This window comes from Verrucosispora sp. WMMD1129, assembly GCF_029581255.1.
GTDB classification, from domain to species: domain Bacteria; phylum Actinomycetota; class Actinomycetes; order Mycobacteriales; family Micromonosporaceae; genus Micromonospora; species Micromonospora sediminimaris.
In genome coordinates, this window is record NZ_CP120741.1 from 4,607,650 (window position 1) to 4,628,323 (window position 20,674).

General features: G+C 70.9%; 14 protein-coding genes. 8 read left to right on the forward strand and 6 right to left on the reverse strand.

Features of this window, described 5'->3' with window-relative positions; all coding sequences use genetic code 11:
• Nucleotides 1–37: 37 nt before the first annotated feature.
• Nucleotides 38–949 carry a tetratricopeptide repeat protein gene (locus O7624_RS21470; RefSeq protein ID WP_282237034.1) on the forward strand — a complete coding sequence of 304 codons (912 nt, stop codon included), beginning with the start codon at nucleotides 38–40 and terminating at the stop codon, nucleotides 947–949.
• A gap of 123 nt (nucleotides 950–1,072) precedes the next feature.
• Complete coding sequence (locus tag O7624_RS21475; RefSeq protein ID WP_348774958.1) at nucleotides 1,073–2,350, forward strand: arginase family protein; 1,278 nt, start codon at nucleotides 1,073–1,075, stop codon at nucleotides 2,348–2,350.
• Between the two features lie 143 nt (nucleotides 2,351–2,493).
• Here O7624_RS21475 and O7624_RS21480 read toward each other — a convergent pair whose 3' ends face one another.
• Nucleotides 2,494–4,449, reverse strand: a complete 1,956-nt coding sequence (locus tag O7624_RS21480; protein ID WP_282237035.1) for a penicillin-binding transpeptidase domain-containing protein — start codon at nucleotides 4,447–4,449, stop codon at nucleotides 2,494–2,496.
• A 286-nt stretch (nucleotides 4,450–4,735) separates the two neighbouring features.
• Here O7624_RS21480 and O7624_RS21485 point away from each other — a divergent pair, with 286 nt between their 5' ends.
• Nucleotides 4,736–9,790, forward strand: coding sequence for an NAD-glutamate dehydrogenase (locus O7624_RS21485; RefSeq protein WP_282237036.1), 5,055 nt, complete (start codon nucleotides 4,736–4,738; stop codon nucleotides 9,788–9,790).
• Nucleotides 9,791–9,822: 32 nt separating this feature from the next.
• On the opposite strand, the gene O7624_RS21490 is transcribed toward O7624_RS21485, so the two are convergent.
• Nucleotides 9,823–10,524, reverse strand: coding sequence for a class F sortase (locus O7624_RS21490; RefSeq protein WP_282237037.1), 702 nt, complete (start codon nucleotides 10,522–10,524; stop codon nucleotides 9,823–9,825).
• Entirely contained in the window at nucleotides 10,508–11,542 is a 1,035-nt protein-coding gene (locus O7624_RS21495; RefSeq protein WP_282237038.1) for a hypothetical protein, read from the reverse strand. The genes O7624_RS21490 and O7624_RS21495 overlap by 17 nt, the downstream gene beginning before the upstream one ends.
• A 533-nt stretch (nucleotides 11,543–12,075) precedes the next feature.
• On the opposite strand from O7624_RS21495, the gene O7624_RS21500 reads away from it, so the two are divergent.
• Nucleotides 12,076–13,884, forward strand: coding sequence for a glycoside hydrolase family 6 protein (locus O7624_RS21500; RefSeq protein ID WP_093410573.1), 1,809 nt, complete (start codon nucleotides 12,076–12,078; stop codon nucleotides 13,882–13,884).
• A gap of 200 nt (nucleotides 13,885–14,084) precedes the next feature.
• Here the strand turns inward: O7624_RS21500 and O7624_RS21505 are convergent, their stop codons facing one another.
• From O7624_RS21505 to O7624_RS21515, 3 genes are all read right to left on the reverse strand, one after another.
• Complete coding sequence (locus O7624_RS21505; RefSeq protein WP_093410571.1) at nucleotides 14,085–14,465, reverse strand: hypothetical protein; 381 nt, start codon at nucleotides 14,463–14,465, stop codon at nucleotides 14,085–14,087.
• 148 nt (nucleotides 14,466–14,613) lie between these two features.
• Nucleotides 14,614–15,540, reverse strand: coding sequence for a hypothetical protein (locus O7624_RS21510; protein ID WP_282237039.1), 927 nt, complete (start codon nucleotides 15,538–15,540; stop codon nucleotides 14,614–14,616).
• Between the two features lie 10 nt (nucleotides 15,541–15,550).
• The gene (locus O7624_RS21515; RefSeq protein WP_093410567.1) at nucleotides 15,551–16,147 is read right to left on the reverse strand and encodes a hypothetical protein; all 597 of its coding nucleotides are present in this window, start codon (nucleotides 16,145–16,147) and stop codon (nucleotides 15,551–15,553) included.
• Nucleotides 16,148–16,444: 297 nt separating this feature from the next.
• Between O7624_RS21515 and O7624_RS21520 the strand changes: the two genes are divergently transcribed.
• From O7624_RS21520 to O7624_RS21535, 4 genes are read left to right on the forward strand one after another with little or no spacing between them, the layout of a single operon-like run.
• Nucleotides 16,445–19,279 (forward strand): nitrate- and nitrite sensing domain-containing protein, encoded by a 2,835-nt coding sequence (locus O7624_RS21520; RefSeq protein WP_282237040.1) that lies wholly within the window; start codon nucleotides 16,445–16,447, stop codon nucleotides 19,277–19,279.
• Nucleotides 19,279–19,698, forward strand: a complete 420-nt coding sequence (locus O7624_RS21525; protein WP_170863617.1) for a roadblock/LC7 domain-containing protein — start codon at nucleotides 19,279–19,281, stop codon at nucleotides 19,696–19,698. Before O7624_RS21520 ends, O7624_RS21525 begins: the two co-directional genes overlap by 1 nt.
• On the forward strand, nucleotides 19,688–20,077 hold the full coding sequence (locus tag O7624_RS21530) for a DUF742 domain-containing protein (protein ID WP_093410559.1): 390 nt from the start codon (nucleotides 19,688–19,690) through the stop codon (nucleotides 20,075–20,077). The genes O7624_RS21525 and O7624_RS21530 overlap by 11 nt, the downstream gene beginning before the upstream one ends.
• Nucleotides 20,058–20,660, forward strand: coding sequence for an ATP/GTP-binding protein (locus O7624_RS21535; protein ID WP_093410557.1), 603 nt, complete (start codon nucleotides 20,058–20,060; stop codon nucleotides 20,658–20,660). Before O7624_RS21530 ends, O7624_RS21535 begins: the two co-directional genes overlap by 20 nt.
• Nucleotides 20,661–20,674 lie beyond the last annotated feature (14 nt).

The window sequence follows — 20,674 nt, forward strand, 5'->3', positions numbered from 1 at the left end:
TCCGAGTTCGGCGAACTGCGTGCGAGACTAGATAACCATGAGCGACCCACGGATCACCTCGTCGATCTTTACCCGCGGCGCGGTCGACCTCAGCGCGCTGCGCACCCCTGCCCCCAGTTCCACACCGGCTCCGGTTCAGGCCGGCCCGCCCGCCGGGGCGCCCGGCGGTGCCGTCGGCGGAGTCACAGTCGTCGACGTGACCGAGGCGACCTTCCAGTCGGAGGTCCTGGAGCGCTCGTTGACCACACCCGTCGTGGTCGACTTCTGGGCCGAGTGGTGCCAGCCCTGCAAGCAACTCTCTCCGGTGCTGGAACGGCTGGCGGTCGAGAGTGGCGGTGCCTGGGTGCTCGCCAAGGTCGACGTGGACGCCAACCCGAGGCTCGCGCAGATGTTCCGGGTCCAGGGCATCCCGATGGTGTACGCGGTGGTCGGCGGGCAACCCGTGGACGCCTTCTCCGGCGTGGTGCCCGAGGCACAGCTTCGTCAGTGGCTCCAGGCCGTGCTCAAGGCCGGCGGGGTGAGCGTGACCGAGCCGGAGGACCCACGGCTCGACGAGGCGGACGACGCGCTGATGAGTGGCGACCTGGACGCCGCCGAGCAGGCGTACCGCAAGATCCTCGCGGAAACCCCGGCGGACGCCGCGGCCGAGGCCGGGCTGGCTCAGGTGGGACTCGCCCGGCGGGTGGCCGGAGCCGATCCGCAGGCGGCGCTCACCGCCGCGGCGGCCGACCCCGACGACGTCGACGCCCAACTGCTCGCCGCCGACATCGAGGTGCTGAGCGGCCTAGCCGATCAGGCGTACCAGCGCCTGGTCGGGCTGGTGCGCCGCACCGCCGGCGACGATCGGGAGAAGGTCCGTCAGCACCTGATCGGCCTGTTCACCATCGCCGGGCCGGAGGATCCCGCAGTCGCCTCGGCCCGCCGGGCCCTGGCCAGCGCCCTGTTCTGAGTACCTGCCACGCCAGCGCGGGCCGGCGTGTCGCCGGCCCGCCCCCACACCACGAGGACGGGAGGCTTAGGTGAGCGCGAGGAGTGAGCTTGCGAGCCCCGCAGTCGCGAACGAAGGCGGCCCATGATGCGCCGGATCGCCGTCCTCGACGCGCCGAGCAACCTCGGTTTGCGCCCGCCGACGCCCACCTCCGTTCCCGGCTGCGGGAAGGCGCCGGGCGCGCTACGGGACCAGGGACTGCTGCCCCGGTTGCGCGCCCGTGACGCGGGCTGCCTGACCCCGCCCCGCTACGACGCCGGCGACTGGCGACCCGGGGACGGCGTCTGCCACGCGCGGGAGATCGCCGACTACTCGGCGGCGCTGGCCGACCGGATCGGCGCGATCATCGACCGGGGAGAGTTCCCGGTGGTCCTCGGTGGTGACTGCTCGATTCTGCTCGGCTCGGCGCTGGCCATGCACCGGCTGGGTGAGGCGGTCGGCGGCCGGATCGGGCTGGTCTTCGTCGACGGCCATTCCGACTTCCGACACCCCGGCAACGCCTCGTACGTGGGAGCGGCGGCCGGTGAGGATCTCGCCCTGGTGACCGGTCGGGGCCAGGCCGACCTGGCGGCGATCGAGGGCCGTCGACCCTACTTCCGGGACGTCGATGTGGTGGTGCTCGGCATCCGTGCCCAGGACGAGTACCGACTCGACCTGCAGGCCGCCGGGATCATCACCCGACCGGTGCCGGCGCTACGCGCCGAGGGCGCGGCGCGTACCGCCCAGTGGGCGCACGAGCAGCTGGCCGACTGCGCCGGCTACTGGGTGCACGTCGACGTGGACGTGCTCGACCCCGCCGTGATGCCGGCGGTCGATGCGCCCGATCCTGGCGGCATCGCCTTCGCCGAGCTGGAGATTCTGCTCGCCGGTCTGGTCGACACCCCGCACTGCCTCGGCGTCGAGCTGACCGTCTTCGACCCCGACTACGACCCGGACGGCGCGTACGCCACGGAGATCGTCAACACCGTGGTATCCGGCCTGCGCCCGGTGACCGCCCCCGGCTCGGCGCCACCTCGGCTGCGTCCCGAGGAGAGGCTCCGTCCCACCCTCGGCCCGCGCCGGGGCCTCGATCAACCCGGCCCACCGGACGCACCGGCGCCGGTCGACCGCGGTCAGGCCGACGACCATCGCCACAGCGACGGTCGCCGGAGTGGCAGTGGCGGCGGCACGGACGGCGGTGGCGCGGGCGACGGCAGTGGCGGTGTGGGTGGCGGCAGCGCGGGCGGCGGTGACCCGGTCGATGGTGGCCTGGCTGATCATGACCTGGCCGATGGTGGTGTAGCCGGTGGTGACCTGGGCGGCACCGCTTTCTCGACGGGGGTCACTCGTCCGGCGACCGCCACCGGCGGGCCGGCCGCCTGACAGAGCGCCGCCGTCTCATCCCGCCGCCGTTCCGGACACCTTCAGAGTTGTTGCTGCCTGGAGGCCCGCTGACCCAGCAACAACCCCGAAGTTGCTTACCGGCGATCGTTGCGGGGGATCAGCGGCGGTGGGGGCTGACGGGGTCAGTCGGGTAGGGCGCGGAGGAAGCGCTCGGCGATCGGTACTGCGGTGCCGCTGCCCGAGCCACCCTTCTCGACGAAGACGGCGAACGCCACATCGCCCTGCCAGCCGACGAACCAGGCGTGGGTGTTCTCCGGGTTGTCGTCGTACTCGGCGGTGCCGGTCTTGCCGTGCACCGGCTTGCCCGGCACATCCCGCAGGGCCGTGCCGGAGCCGCTGGTGACCACCTCGCGCATCATCTCCTGGACTGCCGTGACCGCCTCGGGCTTCAACTGCGGCCCCGATTCGGCTACCTGGGCCGGCGCCGGATCCAGCAACAGCTTCGGCGGGACGAACTGGCCCCTGGCCACGGCTGCGGTCGCCGCCGCCATGGCCAGCGGGCTGACCACTGTCGTACCCTGACCGATCGCTGCGGCGGCCTGTTCGGTGGCACCGCCACCGGCGGAGACCTTGCCGGTGAACGCGTCGAGGCCCAGGTCACCCCACTCGCCTTCCAGGCCCAGAGTGCGTCCGGCGGCGGCCAGACCGTCCGCGCCCAACTGGGGGGCGAGCGCGGTGAAGGCGGTGTTGCACGACTTGGCGAAGTCGGTGCGGAACGGCACCTCGCCGAGGGCGAAGTCATCGGAGTTCTTGAAGGAACGTCCGTCCACGACGAATCTCTTCGGGCAGGCGACGGTGGTGTCCGGAGTCACCGCGCCGCGTTCGATCAGCCCGAACGCGCTTACCATCTTGAAGGTGGAGCCGGGTGGCACCTGCGCGGTGAAGGCCAGGTTCTCCCCGGCGGCACCGGGGCCGTTGGCGGCGGCGAGGACGGCACCGTCGCTGATCCGCACGGCCACCAGGGCGGAGCGTCGGCGTTCGCCGCGCAGCGCCCGGTCGGCGGCGTTCTGGGTGGTCACGTCGAGCGTGGTACGAACCGGCTGGCCGGGCTGGGGCTCACGGCGGAACACCTCGGTGCCGGTCGGTTCCACGGTCCCGTCCGGCCCGGGACGGTTGATCACGACGGCCAGCCCCGGTACGCCGCGTAGCCGTTCGTCCCAGCGGCCCTGCAATCCTCCGTGACCGACGAGGTCGCCGGCGGAGTAGCGGTCGGGGTGGTTGGCGAGGTCCTCGGCGTACGCCGGATCGACGCTGCCGAGCACCGCCCGGGCGAACTCGCGAGTCGGTGCGAGGTCCAGCTTGTCGGTCGGGAACTTCGTCCCCGGCAGGGGGTAGATGCGCGACTTGATCTGCCGGTACGCCTCGTCCCGAAGGGTGACCACCTCGACGAACGCGTCCGGTTTGGCCTCCTTCAGCCGTTTGGGGAGGTCCGACAGGTCGACCGGCGGGGTGATCGCCGGCCGGATGGCGCGGAACGCGGTGTCCAGTTCGCGGACCATGGCCTTGACGTCGGTCACCTCGCTGGGCCGCAACCCCACCCGGACCACGTCGCGCGGTGCCACGATCGGCTCGCCGGCACCGTCCAGCACGGTCGCCCGCGGCGCACGGTCCCGCCGCAGCCCCAACCGGTCACCCCGAGTGAGCTGTTCCTGAACGATCTGCGGCTCCCAGATCACCTGCCACTGGTCGTCGCTGCCCTGGCTGAGTCGCAGCGGACGGTCGTACGCCCAGAGCGTCCCGCCCGGTAGCGTCCACTCGGCGCGGATGGTGGCGGTGGCGGTGTCCCGGACCACCTCCGGATCGCCCTGGCGGGTCAGCGTGAGCGGAGCATCGACGAGCTCGCCGGAGAGCTCCCGGATCTCCCGGACGACGTTGGCTGCGGGAACCTTCGCGCCGGTCGGGTCGACGAAACCGACCGCGTTCAGGTCGCCCTTGCGCCAGCCGTCGAGGAATGCGTCGACGGTGCGCTGCGGGCCGTCCTCGCCCGAGCAGGCGACCAGACCGGCCGCTACGACCAGGCAGGCGACGACGACGGTCAGTGGCGACCGGCTGCGGCGTTGTCGGCGCGGAACGTACATCTCGTGCTTCCTTCTGGTCGGCTGCTCCGCACGCTAGTACGCCGGGGCGACGGCCACTGTCCCGGATGGGTCTGGTCAGGGGAAAAGACGGTCTCGTGACGGTGTGATGAACAACATCAGGCGGGGTACTCCGAACCCGGTCGAACCTCGTACCGCAACGGGTGAAAGGACGGCGTCGGAGATTCGGACGTCCGGCCGGTGGTCCGCCGACGGAAGCACCGATCGGTCGGCCTAGGCTTGGCGGCAGAGTGACCCACAGCGTTGTGGGTCGAGGGGAGTGGCACCGATGGACCGGCGTCCGGCGATCAAACCGGAACCCGACCTCCGGCAGGTTGACACCAGCCGGGACGACAGTTTCGACACGGCGACCGACGGGGACGGTTTCGGTCGGCTAGACACAGGTGTGACCGGGATGACCGGTTCGAGCATCGACACCCTCTACGACCTGGGACTACCGCCGGAGGCGCTGACCGACGACGCGGAGGACGCCGAGTTCGACGAGCCGGTGCCCAACGCCGAGCGCCTGGTGGCCCAGGCGGTGTCGCTGGCCGCTGACGATCACGATGCGGCGACCCTGGTGGGCAGGTTCTGGCGGTTCGCGCCGGACGAGGAGCTGATCGGGTTCACCGCCGAGGAGATGCTCGACGCCGCCCGCGCGCACCGGGAACTGGCCCGGCAGCGGGTACCGGGTGAGTTGAAGCTACGGATCCACTCGCCCGACGCGGAGCAGCACCACAGCGTCATCGAGATCGTCACCGACGACATGCCGTTCCTGGTCGACTCGGTGACCGCCCTGCTCAACACCCACCATCTGGACGTCCACCTGCTGGTGCACCCGCTGGTGGTGGTCCGCCGGGAGCCGTTGGGTCGGCTGGTCGAGGTCGCCGCCGACGTGGAGCCGGACGACGCGATCTCCGGCGACCTGGTCGAGAGCTGGATGCGGATCGAGATCGACCCGGTCCGCGACCCGGAGGAGCGGGACAAGCTACGCCGGGAACTGCAACGGGTGCTGACCGACGTGCGGGAGGCCGTCGAGGACTGGCCGAAGATGCGTCAGCGCGCCCTCGCCCTCGCCGACGAACTGGCCGCCGCGCGCACCAGTGACAACCGGCCACCGGTGCCGGAGAAGGACATCACCGACTCGGTCGAGCTGCTGCGTTGGCTCGCGCACGATCACTTCACCTTCCTCGGGTACCGGGAGTACCGGCTGGTGCCGAATTCGGCCGAGGGTGGGCCGGCGCTGGAAGCGGTGCTCGGCACCGGACTGGGCATCCTGCGTCAGGACTCGCCGGACGCGCGGGCGCTGTCCTCGATGACGCCCGAGGCGCACGAGAAGGTCACCGAGAAGCGCCTGCTGATCATCACGAAGGCGAACTCGCGGGCCACCGTGCACCGCTCGGCGTACCTCGACTACATCGGCTTCAAGATCTTCGACGAGGACGGCGAGGTGGTGGGCGAGCGGCGCTTCCTGGGCCTGTTCTCCACCGCCGCGTACCGGACCAGCGTCCAGGAACTGCCGGTGGTCCGACGCAAGGTCGCCGAGGTGCTGGACCGGTCGGGCCTGAGCCTGCGCAGCCACTCGGGCAAGGATCTGATGCAGATCCTGGAGACGTACCCGCGCGACGAGCTGTTCCAGATCAAGACCGACGACCTGTACCACGCGGTCATCGGGGTACTGCGGATGGCCGGTCGCCGGCAGCTGCGGGTGTTCCTGCGCCGGGACGCGTACGGGCGGTTCATCTCCTGTCTGATCTACCTGCCCCGGGACCGGTTCACCACCCAGAACCGGCTGCGTATGCAGGACATCCTGCTGCGTGAGCTGAACGGTGTCGGGGTGGACTACACCACCCGGGTGACCGAGTCGATGCTGGCCCGGGTGCACTTCATCGTCCGTACCGACCCGACGAGCCCGCCCGGCGACATCGACGCCGACCTGCTGGCCGAGGAGTTGGCCGACGCCACCCGGTTGTGGGACGACGACTACCGGCTGGTGCTGGAACGCAAGCTCGGTGACGAGCAGGCCAAGCACCTGTTCGGTCGGTACGCCGACGCGTTCCCGGAGGGCTACAAGGACGGGCACACGCCGTACGAGGCGATGAAGGACCTGGCCAAGCTGGAGCTGCTGGAGGAGCCCGGCCAGCTGGAGATGCACCTGTTCCGCAAGCAGCTGGCGCCGCGTGCCGTCGGCCGGGGTCCGGACGTCGACGAGTCGATGGACGTGCGGTTCAAGGTGTACCGCTACGGCGAGCCGATGATGCTCTCGGCGGTGTTGCCGGTGCTGCACTCGCTCGGCGTGAAGGTGGTCGACGAGCACCCGTACGAGGTGGAGCGGGTCGACGGTCGGATCTGGCTGTACGACTTCGGGCTACGACTGCCGGAGGGGCACCAGGAACTGGCCGAGGTACGCCCGCACGTGGAGAACGCCTTCGCGGCGGCCTGGCGGGGCGAAGCCGAGGTGGACCGCTTCAACGAGCTGGTGCTGCTCGCCGGGCTGACCTGGCGTCAGGTGGTGGTGCTGCGGGCGTACGCGAAGTACCTGCGACAGACCGGCACGGTGTTCTCGCAGGACTACATGGAGTCCACCTTCATCGCGTACCCGCGCCTGGCCACGTTGCTGGTGCAGCTGTTCGAGGCGCGGTTCGAGCCGGGGCCGGTCGACGCCGAGCAGCGTCAGCGGCGGGGCGCCGAACTGGTGGCCGAGATCCGCGCCGCGCTGGACGACGTGGCCAGCCTCGACCAGGACCGGATCCTGCGGTCGTACCTGAACCTGATCCAGGCCACCCTGCGCACCAGCTTCTATCAGCGGCCGGTGGGCGGGCGACCCAAGCCGTACGTGGCGTTCAAGCTCGATCCGCAGGCGATCCCCGAGCTGCCCGCGCCCCGACCGAAGTTCGAGATCTTCGTGTACTCGCCCCGGTTCGAGGGTGTGCACCTGCGGTTCGGGCCGGTGGCCCGGGGCGGCCTGCGCTGGTCCGACCGGCGGGAGGACTTCCGCACCGAGGTGCTCGGTCTGGTCAAGGCGCAGATGGTGAAGAACGCCGTCATCGTGCCGGTCGGCGCCAAGGGCGGTTTCGTGCTCAAGCAGAAGCCGGGTGACCGCGATGAGGCGGTGACCTGCTACAAGGAGTTCGTCTCGGCGCTGCTGGACGTCACCGACAACATCGTGGCCGGCGAGATCGTGCCGCCCGACGACGTGGTCCGGCACGACGGCGACGACCCGTACATGGTGGTGGCGGCGGACAAGGGCACCGCCACCTTCTCCGACACCGCCAACGAGATCTCGACGGCACACAACTTCTGGATGGGCGACGCCTTCGCCTCCGGCGGCTCGGCCGGATACGACCACAAGAAGATGGGCATCACCGCCCGGGGCGCGTGGGAGTCGGTCAAGCGGCACTTCCGCGAGATGGGGCATGACACCCAGAGTCAGGACTTCACCGTGGCCGGGGTGGGCGACATGTCCGGTGACGTCTTCGGCAACGGCATGCTGCTGTCGGAGCACATCCGGCTAGTGGCCGCGTTCGACCACCGGCACATCTTCCTGGACCCGGACCCGGATGCGGCCACCTCGTACGCCGAACGGAAGCGGCTGTTCGACCTGCCCCGGTCCACCTGGGAGGACTACAACGCCGAGCTGATCTCGGCCGGTGGTGGGATCTACCCGCGTACGGCGAAGTCGGTGCCGGTGTCACCACAGGTCCGTGCCGTGCTCGGGCTCGACGACGACGTCGACCAGCTCAGCCCGCAGGAGTTGATGAAGGCCATCCTCACCGCGCCGGTCGATCTGTTCTGGAACGGCGGCATCGGCACCTATGTCAAGGCGTCCAGTGAGACCAACGCTCAGGTGGGCGACAAGTCCAACGACGCGATTCGGGTGGATGGGCGCAACCTGCGCTGCCGGGTGGTGGGCGAGGGCGGCAACCTGGGCTTCACCCAGCACGGCCGGATCGAGTACGCCCAGGCAGGCGGCCGGATGTACACCGACTTCATCGACAACGCGGCCGGGGTGGACTGCTCCGACCACGAGGTGAACATCAAGATCCTGCTGAACACCGCGGTCGCCGACGGTGAGCTGAGTGTCCCCGAGCGGGACGAGTTGCTCGCCCGGATGACCGACGAGGTGGCGGAGCTTGTCCTGCGGGACAACTACGACCAGGCCCGGGCGATCAACAACTCCCAGGCCCAGGCGACCTCGCTGCTTCCGGTGCACCGACGGATGATCACGGAGCTGGAGCGTGCCGGCGTCCTGGAACGGTCGCTGGAGGCGCTGCCGCCGGACGAGGAGTTGGCGGTACGCACCGAGTCCGGGTTGACCGCGCCGGAGTTCGCCGTGCTGCTGGCGTACGTGAAGATCGCCCTGGAGAAGGAGATCCTCACCGACGGGCTGCCCGACGAGGAGTGGACCGGTGAGGTGCTGGTCAACTACTTCCCGACGCCGATGCGGGAACGGTTCGCCGACCGGATGAACCGGCACCGGCTGCGCCGCGACATCGTGACCACGGTGCTGGTCAACGAGGCGATCAACCGGGGCGGGATCTCGTTCGTCTTCCGGGTGGTCGAGGAGACCGCCGCGACGGCGGCGGACGTGATCCGGGCGTACGTGGTGGTCCGCGAGGTCTTCGGATTGCGTGAGCTGTGGGACGCGGTCGAGGCCCTGGACAATCGGATCGATCCGGAATTGCAGACCAACGTCTACCTCGACACCCGGCGGCTGCTCGACCGGGCGGTGCGGTGGCTGGTGACCAACCGCCGCTCGCCGATCGACGTGCCGGCGGAGATCGCGCGACTGCGGGACGGGATCACCCGGCTGCTGCCCCAGATGGAGACGCTCTTCTACGGCAGCGAACGCGAGTCGATCGCGGCGCACATCGACTCGATGACCGAGCGTGGGGTGCCGCGTGAGCTGGCCGAGCGCAGTACCCGGCTGATGTACAGCTTCGGTCTGCTGGACGTGGTGGAGACCGCCACCGGCACCGGGCGGGACGTCGGCGAGGTCGCCTCGGTCTACTTCGTGCTCTCCGACCGGTTCCGGGTGGACTCGCTGCTGTCCAAGATCTCGCTGCTGCCGCGCGAGGACCGGTGGCAGACGCTCGCGCGGATGGCGCTGCGGTACGACCTGTACGCCGCACTCGCCGCGCTCACCGCGGAGGTGCTGGACTCCACGCCGGGTGACCTGTCGCCGCAGGAGCGGGTACAGCAGTGGGAGCAGTCGAACGCCACCTCGATCCACCGCGCCGAACGGGCGATGGGCGAGTTCGACGAGTCCCGGGCGGACCTCGCCGCACTGTCGGTACTGCTGCGCCAGATCCGTACCCTGGTCCGCACCTCCGCCGCCACCTGACCACCGGGGGCGGTGGGGTCTGGGGTGGTGGGTCAGGGGATCAGCGAGGCGAAGACGATCACGTTGTCGGGATAGTCGCCGGTCGCCTCGTCGAACTGGCCGCCGCAAGTGATCACCCGCAGGCCCGGCCGGTCGCTGGGGCCGTACACCTGCTCGGTGGGGAAGGCGTCCTTCGGGTACGACGCCACCGAGTCCACCCGGAAGGTGGCCGTCCGGCCATCGGCCCGTTCGACGCTCACGGTGTCGCCGGGTTGCAGGGCACCGAGGGAGAAGAAGACGGCGGGACCGATCGCGGCCGAGTCGACGTGTCCGACGATGACGGAGTTGCCCGGCTCGCCCGGGCTCGGGCCGGGCTCGTACCAACCGGCGAGCAGCGCCTGGTCGAGCGGGGGCACCTGGACGGTGCCGTCGGGGTTGGTGCCGAGCGCCATGATGCCGGCGCGGACTCCGATGCGGGGAATGTTGATGGTGGTGGGGGTGGCGCGGGACAACCCCGTCGGTACCTGCTGCGCGCCGTCGAGGTCGGCTTCGGCGAGTGGACCGTTCGGGGACGGATCGCTCGTCCCCGCGACGGGCTGCGGCGGGCGCGGCGAGTCGGTGGTCTTCAGCGACGCGCCGATGAGCCCGGAGCCCATCATGGCGAGCACGACGACGGCGGCGGCGCCGACGGCACGCCACGGTCCCCCGTGACGGCCGCCGGCCCGTCCCGTCGTCGCGTCAGGCCGCGAACTCATCGGCCCGACGACGGCGCATCAGCACGAGGCCACCGAGGGCGGCCGCGCCGACCAGGCTCGCCCCGGCGGCGGCCAGGCCACGGTCGGCGCCGGTGGCGATGCCACCGTCGCCACCGTCGACCCCACCGTGCGGCAGGACGACCAACTCGCCCGTGCCACAGGAGCCCTCCAACTTGTACGTGCCGGGCTTGGCGTCCCGGGCGACGTGGGCCTCGCCGTAGTAGACGAAGTCCTTCTTGTGCTCCCAGCTGTCCTTGCCCCGCGCGTCGGCCGCGTCCGCCGCCCAGTCGCGCTTGCCGGACCAGTCAGCCTCGCCGGAGCGGTCTTCGCGCTCGCCCGACCAGTCACTCTCGCCCGACTCGCCCGACCAGTCGCTCCCGCCCGACTCGCTCGACCAGTCGCCCTTGTGCGACTCACCCGACCAGTCGCCTTCGCCGGACCAGTCACGCTCGGCGGAGTCCGAGCCGCTCTCGTGCCGACCGGACCAGTCGCCGGTGGACTCCTCGTTGGCCGAGTAGCCCGCCTCGTCCTGGCCCTTCCAGTCCTTCTTGTCGTGGTCCTTGGAGTCGCGACCGCCCTCAGCGTCCTGGCCGTGCTCCTCGCCCTTCCAGTCGTCGCGGACGTCGGCGCCGCCGCCCCAACCGCCGCCGGACTCGTCCTCGGCGGGCTGCGAACGCTCGTGGCCGGACCAGCCCTCGCTGTCCATGCCGCCTTCAGCAGCGCCGTTCTCCTCGCGCCAATTCTTGTGGTCGCCGCGCGAGTCGCCGTCCCGGGCCGGTTCGAGCTTCACCTTCCCGGTGACCTTGGACCAGACGAAGGGGTGCTCCTGCTCCTCGGGGCAGATCTGCACGAGCTTGACCTCTTCGCCCGCCTTGACGGCGTGCGGCTTGGCGAAGACCTTGCCTTCTTCCGTCTGCGGTTGGCCGTCGGCGTACGCGGCCCCTGGCGCGAACACCAGCAGGGAGGCGCTGCCGAGGGCAGCACCCGCAACGACCTTCCCCAGCATCTTCTTAGCCATGACCTGTGTCACTCCATCCCTGTTGTCCTGCGGCCGGCAACAACCGAGCCAGAACCGACGTTAGACCGTTTCATGACTTATGCAGGGAAAAATTCGTGTTCTGGCATTCGTTCGGTCTGTCGAGCTTTGTCGGTATGCCTGCCCCCGGACGTGCCGGCCTGTCCGGCGCCTGGTGGGATGGGTATGGCAGGGCTTGCCAGGGCACGCCGCTCGCGTTGTAGTGGTGTTGCGGCATTTGCCCGGTAGGGTTTCGAAAATATCGAACCATTGCCATGGAAGCGCTCCCATGCAAGAATCGCAGCACGCGGTGAGCAGAGCCACACCGCGTAGGCAGGTGTCGAGGGCATCCGGTTCGCCGGACGACCACCTGACCGCCGACCGGTGACGCCGGTCGTCGCACCACCACCAACGCCCGTCCGGGTCGGGCGCTCCCGAAGAATCCCGTTGGCGCCGGCGGTCGTCCGCACAGGACGTCCCTCGGGCCACGTGCCGGGCCGTACGCGGATCCGGTCTCGCCCAAGGAGATCAGTGGCATGAATGTGTGGAGAAGGCTGTCCGGTCGACGCCGGGCCGTCGCGCTGGCCGGCGCGAGCGCGCTGGTCGCGGGCGGTTTGGTGACGCTACCGGTGACCGCGGCGCACGCGGCGACGCAGTGCGACGTGGCCTACACGACCAACGACTGGCAGGGCGGCTTCACCGCCAACGTCACCATCAGGAACGTCGGCGACGCGCTCAGCAACTGGACGCTCGGCTTCACGTTCCCCGACGCCAACCAGCGTCTCGTTCAGGGCTGGTCGGCCCGGTGGAGCCAGTCGGGCCGCAACGTGACCGCGCAGAACGAGTCGTGGAACGGCAACCTGGCCACCGGCGCCAGCACCAGCATCGGCTTCAACGGCTCGTGGAGCGGCAGCAACCCCAAGCCCACCTCGTTCACCGTCAACGGGGTGACCTGCAACGGCGGCACGCCGCCGACCAGTACGCCGCCGACCAGCACCCCGCCGACCAGCACCCCGCCGACCAGCACCCCGCCGACCAGTACGCCCCCGACCAGCACCCCGCCGACCAGCCCGCCGCCTCCCGGTACCAGGGTGGACAACCCGTACCTGAACGCCCAGGGCTACGTGAACCCGGAGTGGAAGGCCAAGGCCGAGTCGGTCGCCGGCGGTAACCGGGTGTCGAACATCTCGACGGCGGTCTGGATCGACCGGATCGCGGCGATCGAGGGCACCGACAACAGCCAGTCCAACGGCCCGATGGGGATCCGCGACCACCTGGACGAGGCACTGGAGCAGGGTGCCGACTACATCCAGTTCGTCATCTACAACCTGCCCGGCCGCGACTGCGCGGCGCTCGCCTCCAACGGTGAGCTGCAGGCGGACGAACTGCCGAAGTACAAGGCCGAGTACATCGACCCGATCGCGGCGATCCAGGGTGACGCGAAGTACCGCGACATCAGGATCATCAACATCATCGAGGTGGACTCGCTGCCGAACCTGGTGACCAACACCTCCGGCAACCCGGGTGGCACCGTCATGTGCGACACGGTCAAGGCCAACGGCGCGTACGTGCAGGGTGTCGGCTACGCCCTGGCCCAGCTGGGCGCGTTCTCGAACGTCTACAACTACGTGGACGCCGGGCACCACGGCTGGCTCGGTTGGGACAGCAACTTCACCCCGACCGCCCAGATCCTGAAGGAGGCCGCGACGGCCTCCGGCAGCACCGTCAACCACGTGCACGGGTTCATCACCAACACGGCGAACTACTCGGCCCTGATCGAGCCGTACGCGAAGGTCACCGACTCGGTGAACGGGCAGACGGTGCGGCAGTCCGACTGGATCGACTGGAACCAGTACAACGACGAGCAGAGCTTCGCCCAGGCGTTCCGTCAGGAACTGGTCCGGCAGGGCTTCCCCAGCAGCATCGGCATGTTGATCGACACCTCCCGTAACGGCTGGGGCGGCCCCAACCGGCCCACCAGCGCGGGCCCGACGACCAACGTGAACACCTACGTGGACGGTGGCCGGGTCGACCGCCGCATCCACAAGGGCAACTGGTGCAACCAGTCCGGTGCGGGTATGGGCGAGCGGCCGAAGGCCGCGCCGGCTTCCGGCATCGACGCCTACGTCTGGGCCAAGCCCCCGGGCGAGTCGGACGGCTCCAGCCGCGAGATCCCGAACAACGACGGCAAGGGCTTCGACCGGATGTGCGACCCGACCTACACCGGTAACGACCGCAACGGCAACAGCATGAGCGGTGCCCTGCCGGACGCCCCGATCTCGGGCGCCTGGTTCGCGGCCCAGTTCGCCGAGCTGATGGCCAACGCCTACCCGCCGCTGTCCTGACGGACACAGGCACACCCGCCGCCGACAGTAGGTGAGGCGCTGCGGCGGCAGGTCACCCGGGCCCCTGGTCCGACCGCACCGGTCGGACCAGGGGCCCCTCGCGCCGCCTGCGCCACGGTTGCCGTCACCCGCTCGACGGCGTTGGCATGCCGCAACCGGCTACCGCCGCCGCGGCGAGGGCGCACCGGGGCGCGGGCGGATCAGGGAACCGTCTTCTCGATCGCCGTCCGGCCGGTCTCGTCCAACTCGCGCCGGGCCCGCTCGATGTTCTCGGCGGTGAGGTCCTGCCCCCGAGCCATCACCAGGTCCTCCGGCTCCCAGGGCTGCTCCGCGCCGGTGCGGATGTTGTCCCCGCCGGCACCGGTGCCGGTCCCCGTCGCGCCGGTCCCGGCGGCGTACGGATCGGCGATGATGTCGTCGGTCGGCCCGCTTCCGGTCGGATCATCCGGTTCGGCGAACGTCGGATTGTCCCGGTCGGGACCGCCCCCGGTCATCAGCTGAGGGATGGTGCTGTCGTCGTCGACCGCCGCGGCCGCCTCGGGGCGCTCCTCCAGCGGTCGTTGCCGATCACGATCCGTCATCGCTGCTGCCCTCCTGTCCGCGGCGCTCTCCGGCCCTGTTGGGCGTACCCGCCTCGCCGGTGGCCATGCCTGCGGCGGTACGCCGAAGGCGGGTGCCCCCGGATCCGGGGGCACCCGCCTTCGGGTGAAACGTCGTGGTGCGGGCGAGTCAGCGGCCGAGCACCCGGTCGAGGAAGTCCCGGTACTCGCGTACCGCCACCCGCAGCTGCTCAGTGTCGGACGAACCGGCCTCCTGCCAGCCGCCGAGCTTGTTGCGGTGCTCGGCCAGCGCGGCCGAGAGCGCCTCCATGGCCTCCTCCACCAGCGACTGCGCCTCGACGGCAGCCGCCCGGGGGTCATCCACGAAGCGCAGTTGGACGTCGCGCCAGCGGTCCCGGAAGCCCTGTGCGGTCGTGTCGTCGAACAGCGTCGCCGCCCCGGCCGGAGCCGCCGCCCCGGGGCTGGCCGTGGCCTCGCCCGAGGTCTGCGTGTCGGGGTCGACCATCGTGGGTGTGGCGCTGCCGAAGCCGGCCCCGCCCGCCGCCGCCGTGTCGTCGTCCGCCGTCGTCCGGAGGGAGCCGTCGTCCGTCGCCCGGTCCACGTCGACGGGATTGTCGGTCAGCCGGTCGTCCGCCGCATCGTCGGCGGCGGAAGCCTCGGCGTCGTTGTCGTCGAGGTCATCGTCGTCGCCGGTCCGGTTGAACTCGGCCGTCGGGTCCGCCCGCCGTCCCTCCCGTTCCCCGTCGACCGCACCGTCACCAGGTCGGGCGGTGTCCTCCTCGCGCGGGTCGCGCTCGTCCTCGGGGCGCGGACTGGCCAGTGCGGACGCGGCGACCGCGCCACCGACCGTGGTCGCGCCGAAGGTGGTTGGCACCGGACCCGGCTCGTTGAACTCGGCCCGCTCGCTGTCGGAGCCGGGACGGCCGTCCCAGGGGCGGCCCCGGTCGGCCTCCGACCGGTCGCGATCCGTCGGCTCGTCGACGATGTCGGCCCCGTCGTCAGTCGTCCGGTCGTCCTCAGTGTCCGGCACCGCCACCGGGGCGGAGCGTACGGTCTCCGGGTGGTCGTTGTTGAGCTGCTGCTCTTCCTGCCGCATGGTGATCTCCTCAGCGGTTGGTGGCGTCGTGGGCGGCGTCGGGGTGGCGCTGTTCCGGCGCTCCGGCAGCGACCGGCGGCTCCTCGCCGAGCAGGTCGCTGAAGAGAGCGCGGTAGTGGACGACGGCCTGGCGGAGATCCTCGGTGCTGGCCTCGCCCCGGGAGTTGCGCAGATGGATCTCGTGTGCGTCGCGGTAGTGACCCAGCGTGCGCGCGTGTTCGACGGAGAGATGGGCGATCTGGTCGTCGAACTCACCGGTGGGGTATCCGCGTTCGGCGATGAGCCGGCTGACCAGTTCGTCGGCCTGCCCGACGGTCTCGGCAGGGGAGTCGACGAAACGTACCTGGAGCTCCTCCCACGCCTCGGTGTACCGGGCCCGGGACTCGGGCGTGAGCGGGACCAGTTCGAGTTCGGCGTGCCGGCGTTCCCGGTCCCGCAACTCGCGCTCGGCGGCGCTGCGACTGTCCTGCTCGGCGACGACGTGGTCGTACTCGGGGCCGAAACGCTGCCGGAGCGCCCGGCGGCGGCCGGCCACGACGACGGCGGCGGCGATGGCGGCGACCACCAGGATGACGAGGACGATGACGATTATCTGCGTGGGCGACATGGCTCCTCCTTCGCCTGCAGGTATTCCCGCCACGCAGTGATCGCCAATCCCGTTTCGGCGCACTTTCCTGGCCCGACCTGGCTGCCGGCGGGGCGGAAACCGACAGGCGGTTCGTCGCCGGGACGTTCGGCAACGTACCGGTAGTCTCGACGGACGGTAGTGCGACCGGCGCGGATTACGTATCCTGCCCAAGGCGCCCGAGCCGGCGTCCCGGCGGGACAACCGGGGTGCGCCCCGGCGACGACGCTGCCCGGCTGTGCCGGAGCCCTTCCAGCCACCCTTCCGGGCGAGGTCCGATTGAACACCCGCGACTGGCCGATCCGCTCGAAGCTGACCGCGTTGGTCGTCGTGCCGGTGACCGCGCTGCTGGCACTGTGGATCTTCGCGACCACGCTCACCTTCGGGCCGGCGCTCGACCTGCTCGCCGCCCGTACTCTCCTGTACGACCTCGGCCGGCCGGGTGAGACCGTGGTGGCCGAGTTGCAACGGGAGCGACGGCTCTCCGTGGTCCATCTCGCCTCGCCGCGCACCGAGTGTGGACAGCCGCCGGCCAACTGCGTGCTACCGGCCCTGGTGGAACAACGGGCCCGCACCGACGCGGCCATCGCCGAATTGCGTCGGCGGGTCAGTGGGGAGCAACTGCGGGACGCCGCCGGAGAGCTGCTCGAAGCTCGGCTCGATCGCTTCATCGGCGAGCTGGACGCGTTGCCGGCCGGGCGCGGCTTCATCGATCGTCGGGATCTCGACCGCGCCGGTGCGGTCGGCCTCTACAGCGGAATGATCGCCTCTGCCTTCCAGACCTTCACCGCCCTGGCCAACCTTCCGGACCACGACCTCAACCGTGAGGCGTTGGCGCTGACCAGCCTCGGTCGTTCGCGGGAACTGCTGGGCCAGACCGACGCGCTGCTGGCCGGTGTGTTGACGGCCGGCAGGTTCGCCGAGGGCGAGCACACCTTGCTCGTGCAGGGCATTGGCAATCAGCGGTTCCTGGCCGAGGCCGCGGTGGCCGACCTGCCCGAGGCGGACCGGACCGCGTACCAGCGGCTGACCGAGCAGGAGGCGTTCGGTCGGTTACGGGCGATGCAGGACGACATCGTGACCGCGGATCCGTCGGCCCGGCTGCGACTCGACCCGCAGGCGTGGCAGACGAGCTACGACACGGTGCAGCAGTCGCTGCGAGACTTCGAACTGACCCAGGCGGACGGACTGGCCGACCGGTCCGTGCCGATGGCGGTAGGAACCATGGTGCGGCTGGCCGCCGCCGGACTGCTCGGCCTGATCGCCGTCGTGCTCTCGCTGGTGGTGGCGGTCCGGGTCGGCCGCTCCCTCGCGCAACGGTTGACCCGGGTACGCGGCACCCTCGCCGACGCCGAACGGCGCCTGCCGGAGGTGGTGGACCGGCTGCGCAAGGGCGAGCAGGTCGACCTGGCGCGGGAGGCGTCGGTGGCCGATCAGGGTGCCGACGAGATCGGCCAGGTCGCGCAGGCGTTCACCGAGGTGCACCGGGTCGCCATCCGTTCGGCCATGGTCGAGGTGGGCCTGCGGCACGGCCTCAACGACGTCTTCCTGAACATCGCGCGGCGCAGCCAGGGGCTCGTGCACCGCCAGTTGGCCCTGCTCGACCGGCTGGAGCGCGATGCGGAGGACCCCGATCACCTGGCCGAGCTGTTCCGCGTCGACCACCTCGCCACCCGGCTGCGGCGGCACGCGGAGGATTTGGTCATCCTCGCCGGTGCCGCGCCGGGGCGGGGTTGGCGTAACCCGGTGGCCATGGTGGACCTGATCCGTGGGGCGATCTCCGAGGTCGAGTCGTACGACCGGGTCGACATCACCACAGTGCAGCCTGCCGGCACGGTCGGCCGGGTGGTGGGGGACATCATCCACCTGCTGGCCGAGCTGATCGAGAACGCCACCACATTCTCACCGCCCGATTCCCGGGTCGAGGTCGCCGGTGCGCATGTGGCCCATGGGTACGCCCTCTCCGTCACCGACGAGGGTCTCGGCATGAGCGAGGCGGCCATCGACGAGGCGAACCGGAAGCTCGCCCGGTCGCCGGAGTTCGATCCCAGCGAGACCGCCCGGCTGGGGCTGTTCGTGGTGGCGCGACTGGCCGCCCGGCACGACGTCCGGGTGCGGTTGCGTCGGTCGGAGGGGACCGGCCTCACCGCTGTGGTGCTCATCCCGACCGAGCTGATCACCGAGGAACCGTCGCCGTTGCCCGGCCCGGAGGCGCTGGCCGGCGACGACCGGGGTGCCACGCCGGAGCAGCGGCGGCTGGTCCGGGCGACTCGGCTGACCACGGTGCCCCGGCCGCGGACCCGCACCGCCGAACGCGGCACTGCGGTGTCGTCCGGCGGCCCAGCCTCCGGCGTTCCGACGTCCGGCGCGGCTGTCCGGGCTCCGGGCGGACGCTCGACGGTCGGGCCGGCGGAGGCCGACGGCCTGCCCCGTCGGATCCGACGCCGCGCCGCCGCCGACCCGTCAGACCCGTCGACCGCGTCGGGCACCGAGCCGGTCACCGTCCCGTCCGATACCGAGGCGGCTCCCGCCGGCCCGCGCGCCGCCAAGACCGGGACGGAACCACAACGGGCACCGACGCGGCCACCCCGGGGCGGTTCACCCGAACCTGGTGCCGGGCCAGCCCCAGCCCATCCGGACGTGCGCCGTGGGCTGGATGCGCCCACGATCCAACTGCCGGCGATGACCGCTCCGCCCGTCCGGACGGCCGCGATCGACGGTCCGACCGTCCGACAACCGTCGGTGGCAGCCCGGCCGCACCGCGATCCGACGCCCCGAAGCCCGGAGGAGGCACGGCGGGTCATGTCGGCGCTGCAGGCGGGCACCGCCCGGGGCCGGCGGGACGCCGCCCGCAGCTCGAACCCGGAACCGGGCGGACCGCCACCACCCGAGAACGCGACCGACCGGGCAGTGCCGCCTCTGGCGGCGCCGGACCACCAGTCCGGCGCAGCTGCCGTGGGCCCGACCGGCGACGCCGGGTCACCGGTGGAGGTTCCCGACCGGACCGGGGCGGGCCCGGCGGGCCAAGACCGGACCACCGCACCGCCCGGCTCTCCGCCGGGCACCACACCGGCGTCGGTGGATTCCCCGACCGCGACTGAGAGGGACGCCTGATGCAATCGACGAGGCAGAACGCAGATCTCGACTGGTTGCTGGACGATCTGCTGGAGCGGGTACCGACCGCGCGGCACGCCGTGGTGCTGTCGGCGGATGGACTCCTGCTGGGCTCCTCCGCCGGCATGGACGCCGCCGACGCCGAGCACCTCTGCGCGCTGGCGTCCGGCCTGTCCAGTCTCGCCCGGGGCGCGAGCCGGCACCTCACCGGCGGACCGGTCCGGCAGACCGTGGTGGAGATGGAGTCCGCGTACCTCTTCGTCACCGCGGCGGGGCAGGGCGCGTGCCTGGCGGTCGCCAGCGACGCCGACGCGGACATCGGCCTGGTGGCGTACGAGATGGCGATGCTGGTGACCCGGGTGGGCGAGAACCTGCAAGCGCCGGCCCGAGCGTCGGTGGGTGCCACCGATGCGGACTGAGTTAACCGAGCATCGACACGAGTGGCTCGACGACGAGGCTGGGCCGGTGGTGCGGCCGTACACCCTCACCGGTGGGCGCGTCCGTCCCAGCACGGACGGATTCGACCTGGTCGCGTACGTGTTGGCGAAGCCGGACCCGGACCTCGCCGCCTACCCGGAGCTGTATCCGGAGCACCGGCTGCTGGTGGAGTTGGCCGGCCGCGGTACCCCCGTCGTGGAACTCGCCGCGGACCTGGACCTGGCGGTCGGCGTGGTCCGGGTGCTACTTGGTGATCTGCTGTCCCGGGGACTGGTCGCCGTACACCAGCCACCGCGCGCCACGTACCTGCCCGACAACAACATCCTCAAGGCGGTGGTCGATGGACTCCGTGCGTTATAACGGCGATCAGCGGGGACATCGGGTGCCCATCGCGCTGAAGATCCTCATCGCCGGCGGCTTCGGCGCCGGCAAGACAACGCTGGTTAGCGCGTTGAGTGAGGTCCGGCCGTTGCAGACCGAGGAGATCCTGACGGGCGCGGGCATCGACACCGACGACGTCTCCGGGGTGGAGGCCAAGTCGACCACCACGGTGGCGATGGACTTCGGGCGGATCACCATCAACGACGACCTCCAGCTGTACCTCTTCGGTACCCCGGGACAGGACCGGTTCTGGTTTCTCTGGGACGAACTGGCGTTCGGTGCGCTCGGCGCGGTGGTGCTCGCCGACACCCGGCGGCTGGCCGACTGCTTCCCCTCGATCGACTATTTCGAGCAGCGGGGTATTCCGTTCGTGGTGGGGGTGAACTGCTTCGACGACTCCCGTCGGTTCAGCCTGGAGGCCGTGCGTAGGGCCCTGGATCTGGACCCGGAGGTGCCGATGGTGCTCTGCGACGCCCGGGACCGGCAGTCCGGCAAGACCGTGCTGATCTCCCTGGTCGAGCACGTCGCCCGGCATCGGGGCGAGCCGGTGCCGACGGCCTGAGTCGACCGGCCGGA

Excerpts from the sequence above, each read along its gene's own strand:
- O7624_RS21470 (WP_282237034.1), top strand. The coding sequence starts at position 38 with ATGAGCGACCCACGGATCACCTCGTCGATCTTTACCCGCGGCGCGGTC.
- O7624_RS21475 (WP_348774958.1), top strand. The coding sequence starts at position 1,073 with ATGATGCGCCGGATCGCCGTCCTCGACGCGCCGAGCAACCTCGGTTTG.
- O7624_RS21480 (WP_282237035.1), bottom strand. The coding sequence starts at position 4,449 with ATGTACGTTCCGCGCCGACAACGCCGCAGCCGGTCGCCACTGACCGTC.
- O7624_RS21485 (WP_282237036.1), top strand. The coding sequence starts at position 4,736 with ATGGACCGGCGTCCGGCGATCAAACCGGAACCCGACCTCCGGCAGGTT.
- O7624_RS21490 (WP_282237037.1), bottom strand. The coding sequence starts at position 10,524 with ATGAGTTCGCGGCCTGACGCGACGACGGGACGGGCCGGCGGCCGTCAC.
- O7624_RS21495 (WP_282237038.1), bottom strand. The coding sequence starts at position 11,542 with ATGGCTAAGAAGATGCTGGGGAAGGTCGTTGCGGGTGCTGCCCTCGGC.
- O7624_RS21500 (WP_093410573.1), top strand. The coding sequence starts at position 12,076 with ATGAATGTGTGGAGAAGGCTGTCCGGTCGACGCCGGGCCGTCGCGCTG.
- O7624_RS21505 (WP_093410571.1), bottom strand. The coding sequence starts at position 14,465 with ATGACGGATCGTGATCGGCAACGACCGCTGGAGGAGCGCCCCGAGGCG.
- O7624_RS21510 (WP_282237039.1), bottom strand. The coding sequence starts at position 15,540 with ATGCGGCAGGAAGAGCAGCAGCTCAACAACGACCACCCGGAGACCGTA.
- O7624_RS21515 (WP_093410567.1), bottom strand. The coding sequence starts at position 16,147 with ATGTCGCCCACGCAGATAATCGTCATCGTCCTCGTCATCCTGGTGGTC.
- O7624_RS21525 (WP_170863617.1), top strand. The coding sequence starts at position 19,279 with ATGCAATCGACGAGGCAGAACGCAGATCTCGACTGGTTGCTGGACGAT.
- O7624_RS21530 (WP_093410559.1), top strand. The coding sequence starts at position 19,688 with ATGCGGACTGAGTTAACCGAGCATCGACACGAGTGGCTCGACGACGAG.
- O7624_RS21535 (WP_093410557.1), top strand. The coding sequence starts at position 20,058 with ATGGACTCCGTGCGTTATAACGGCGATCAGCGGGGACATCGGGTGCCC.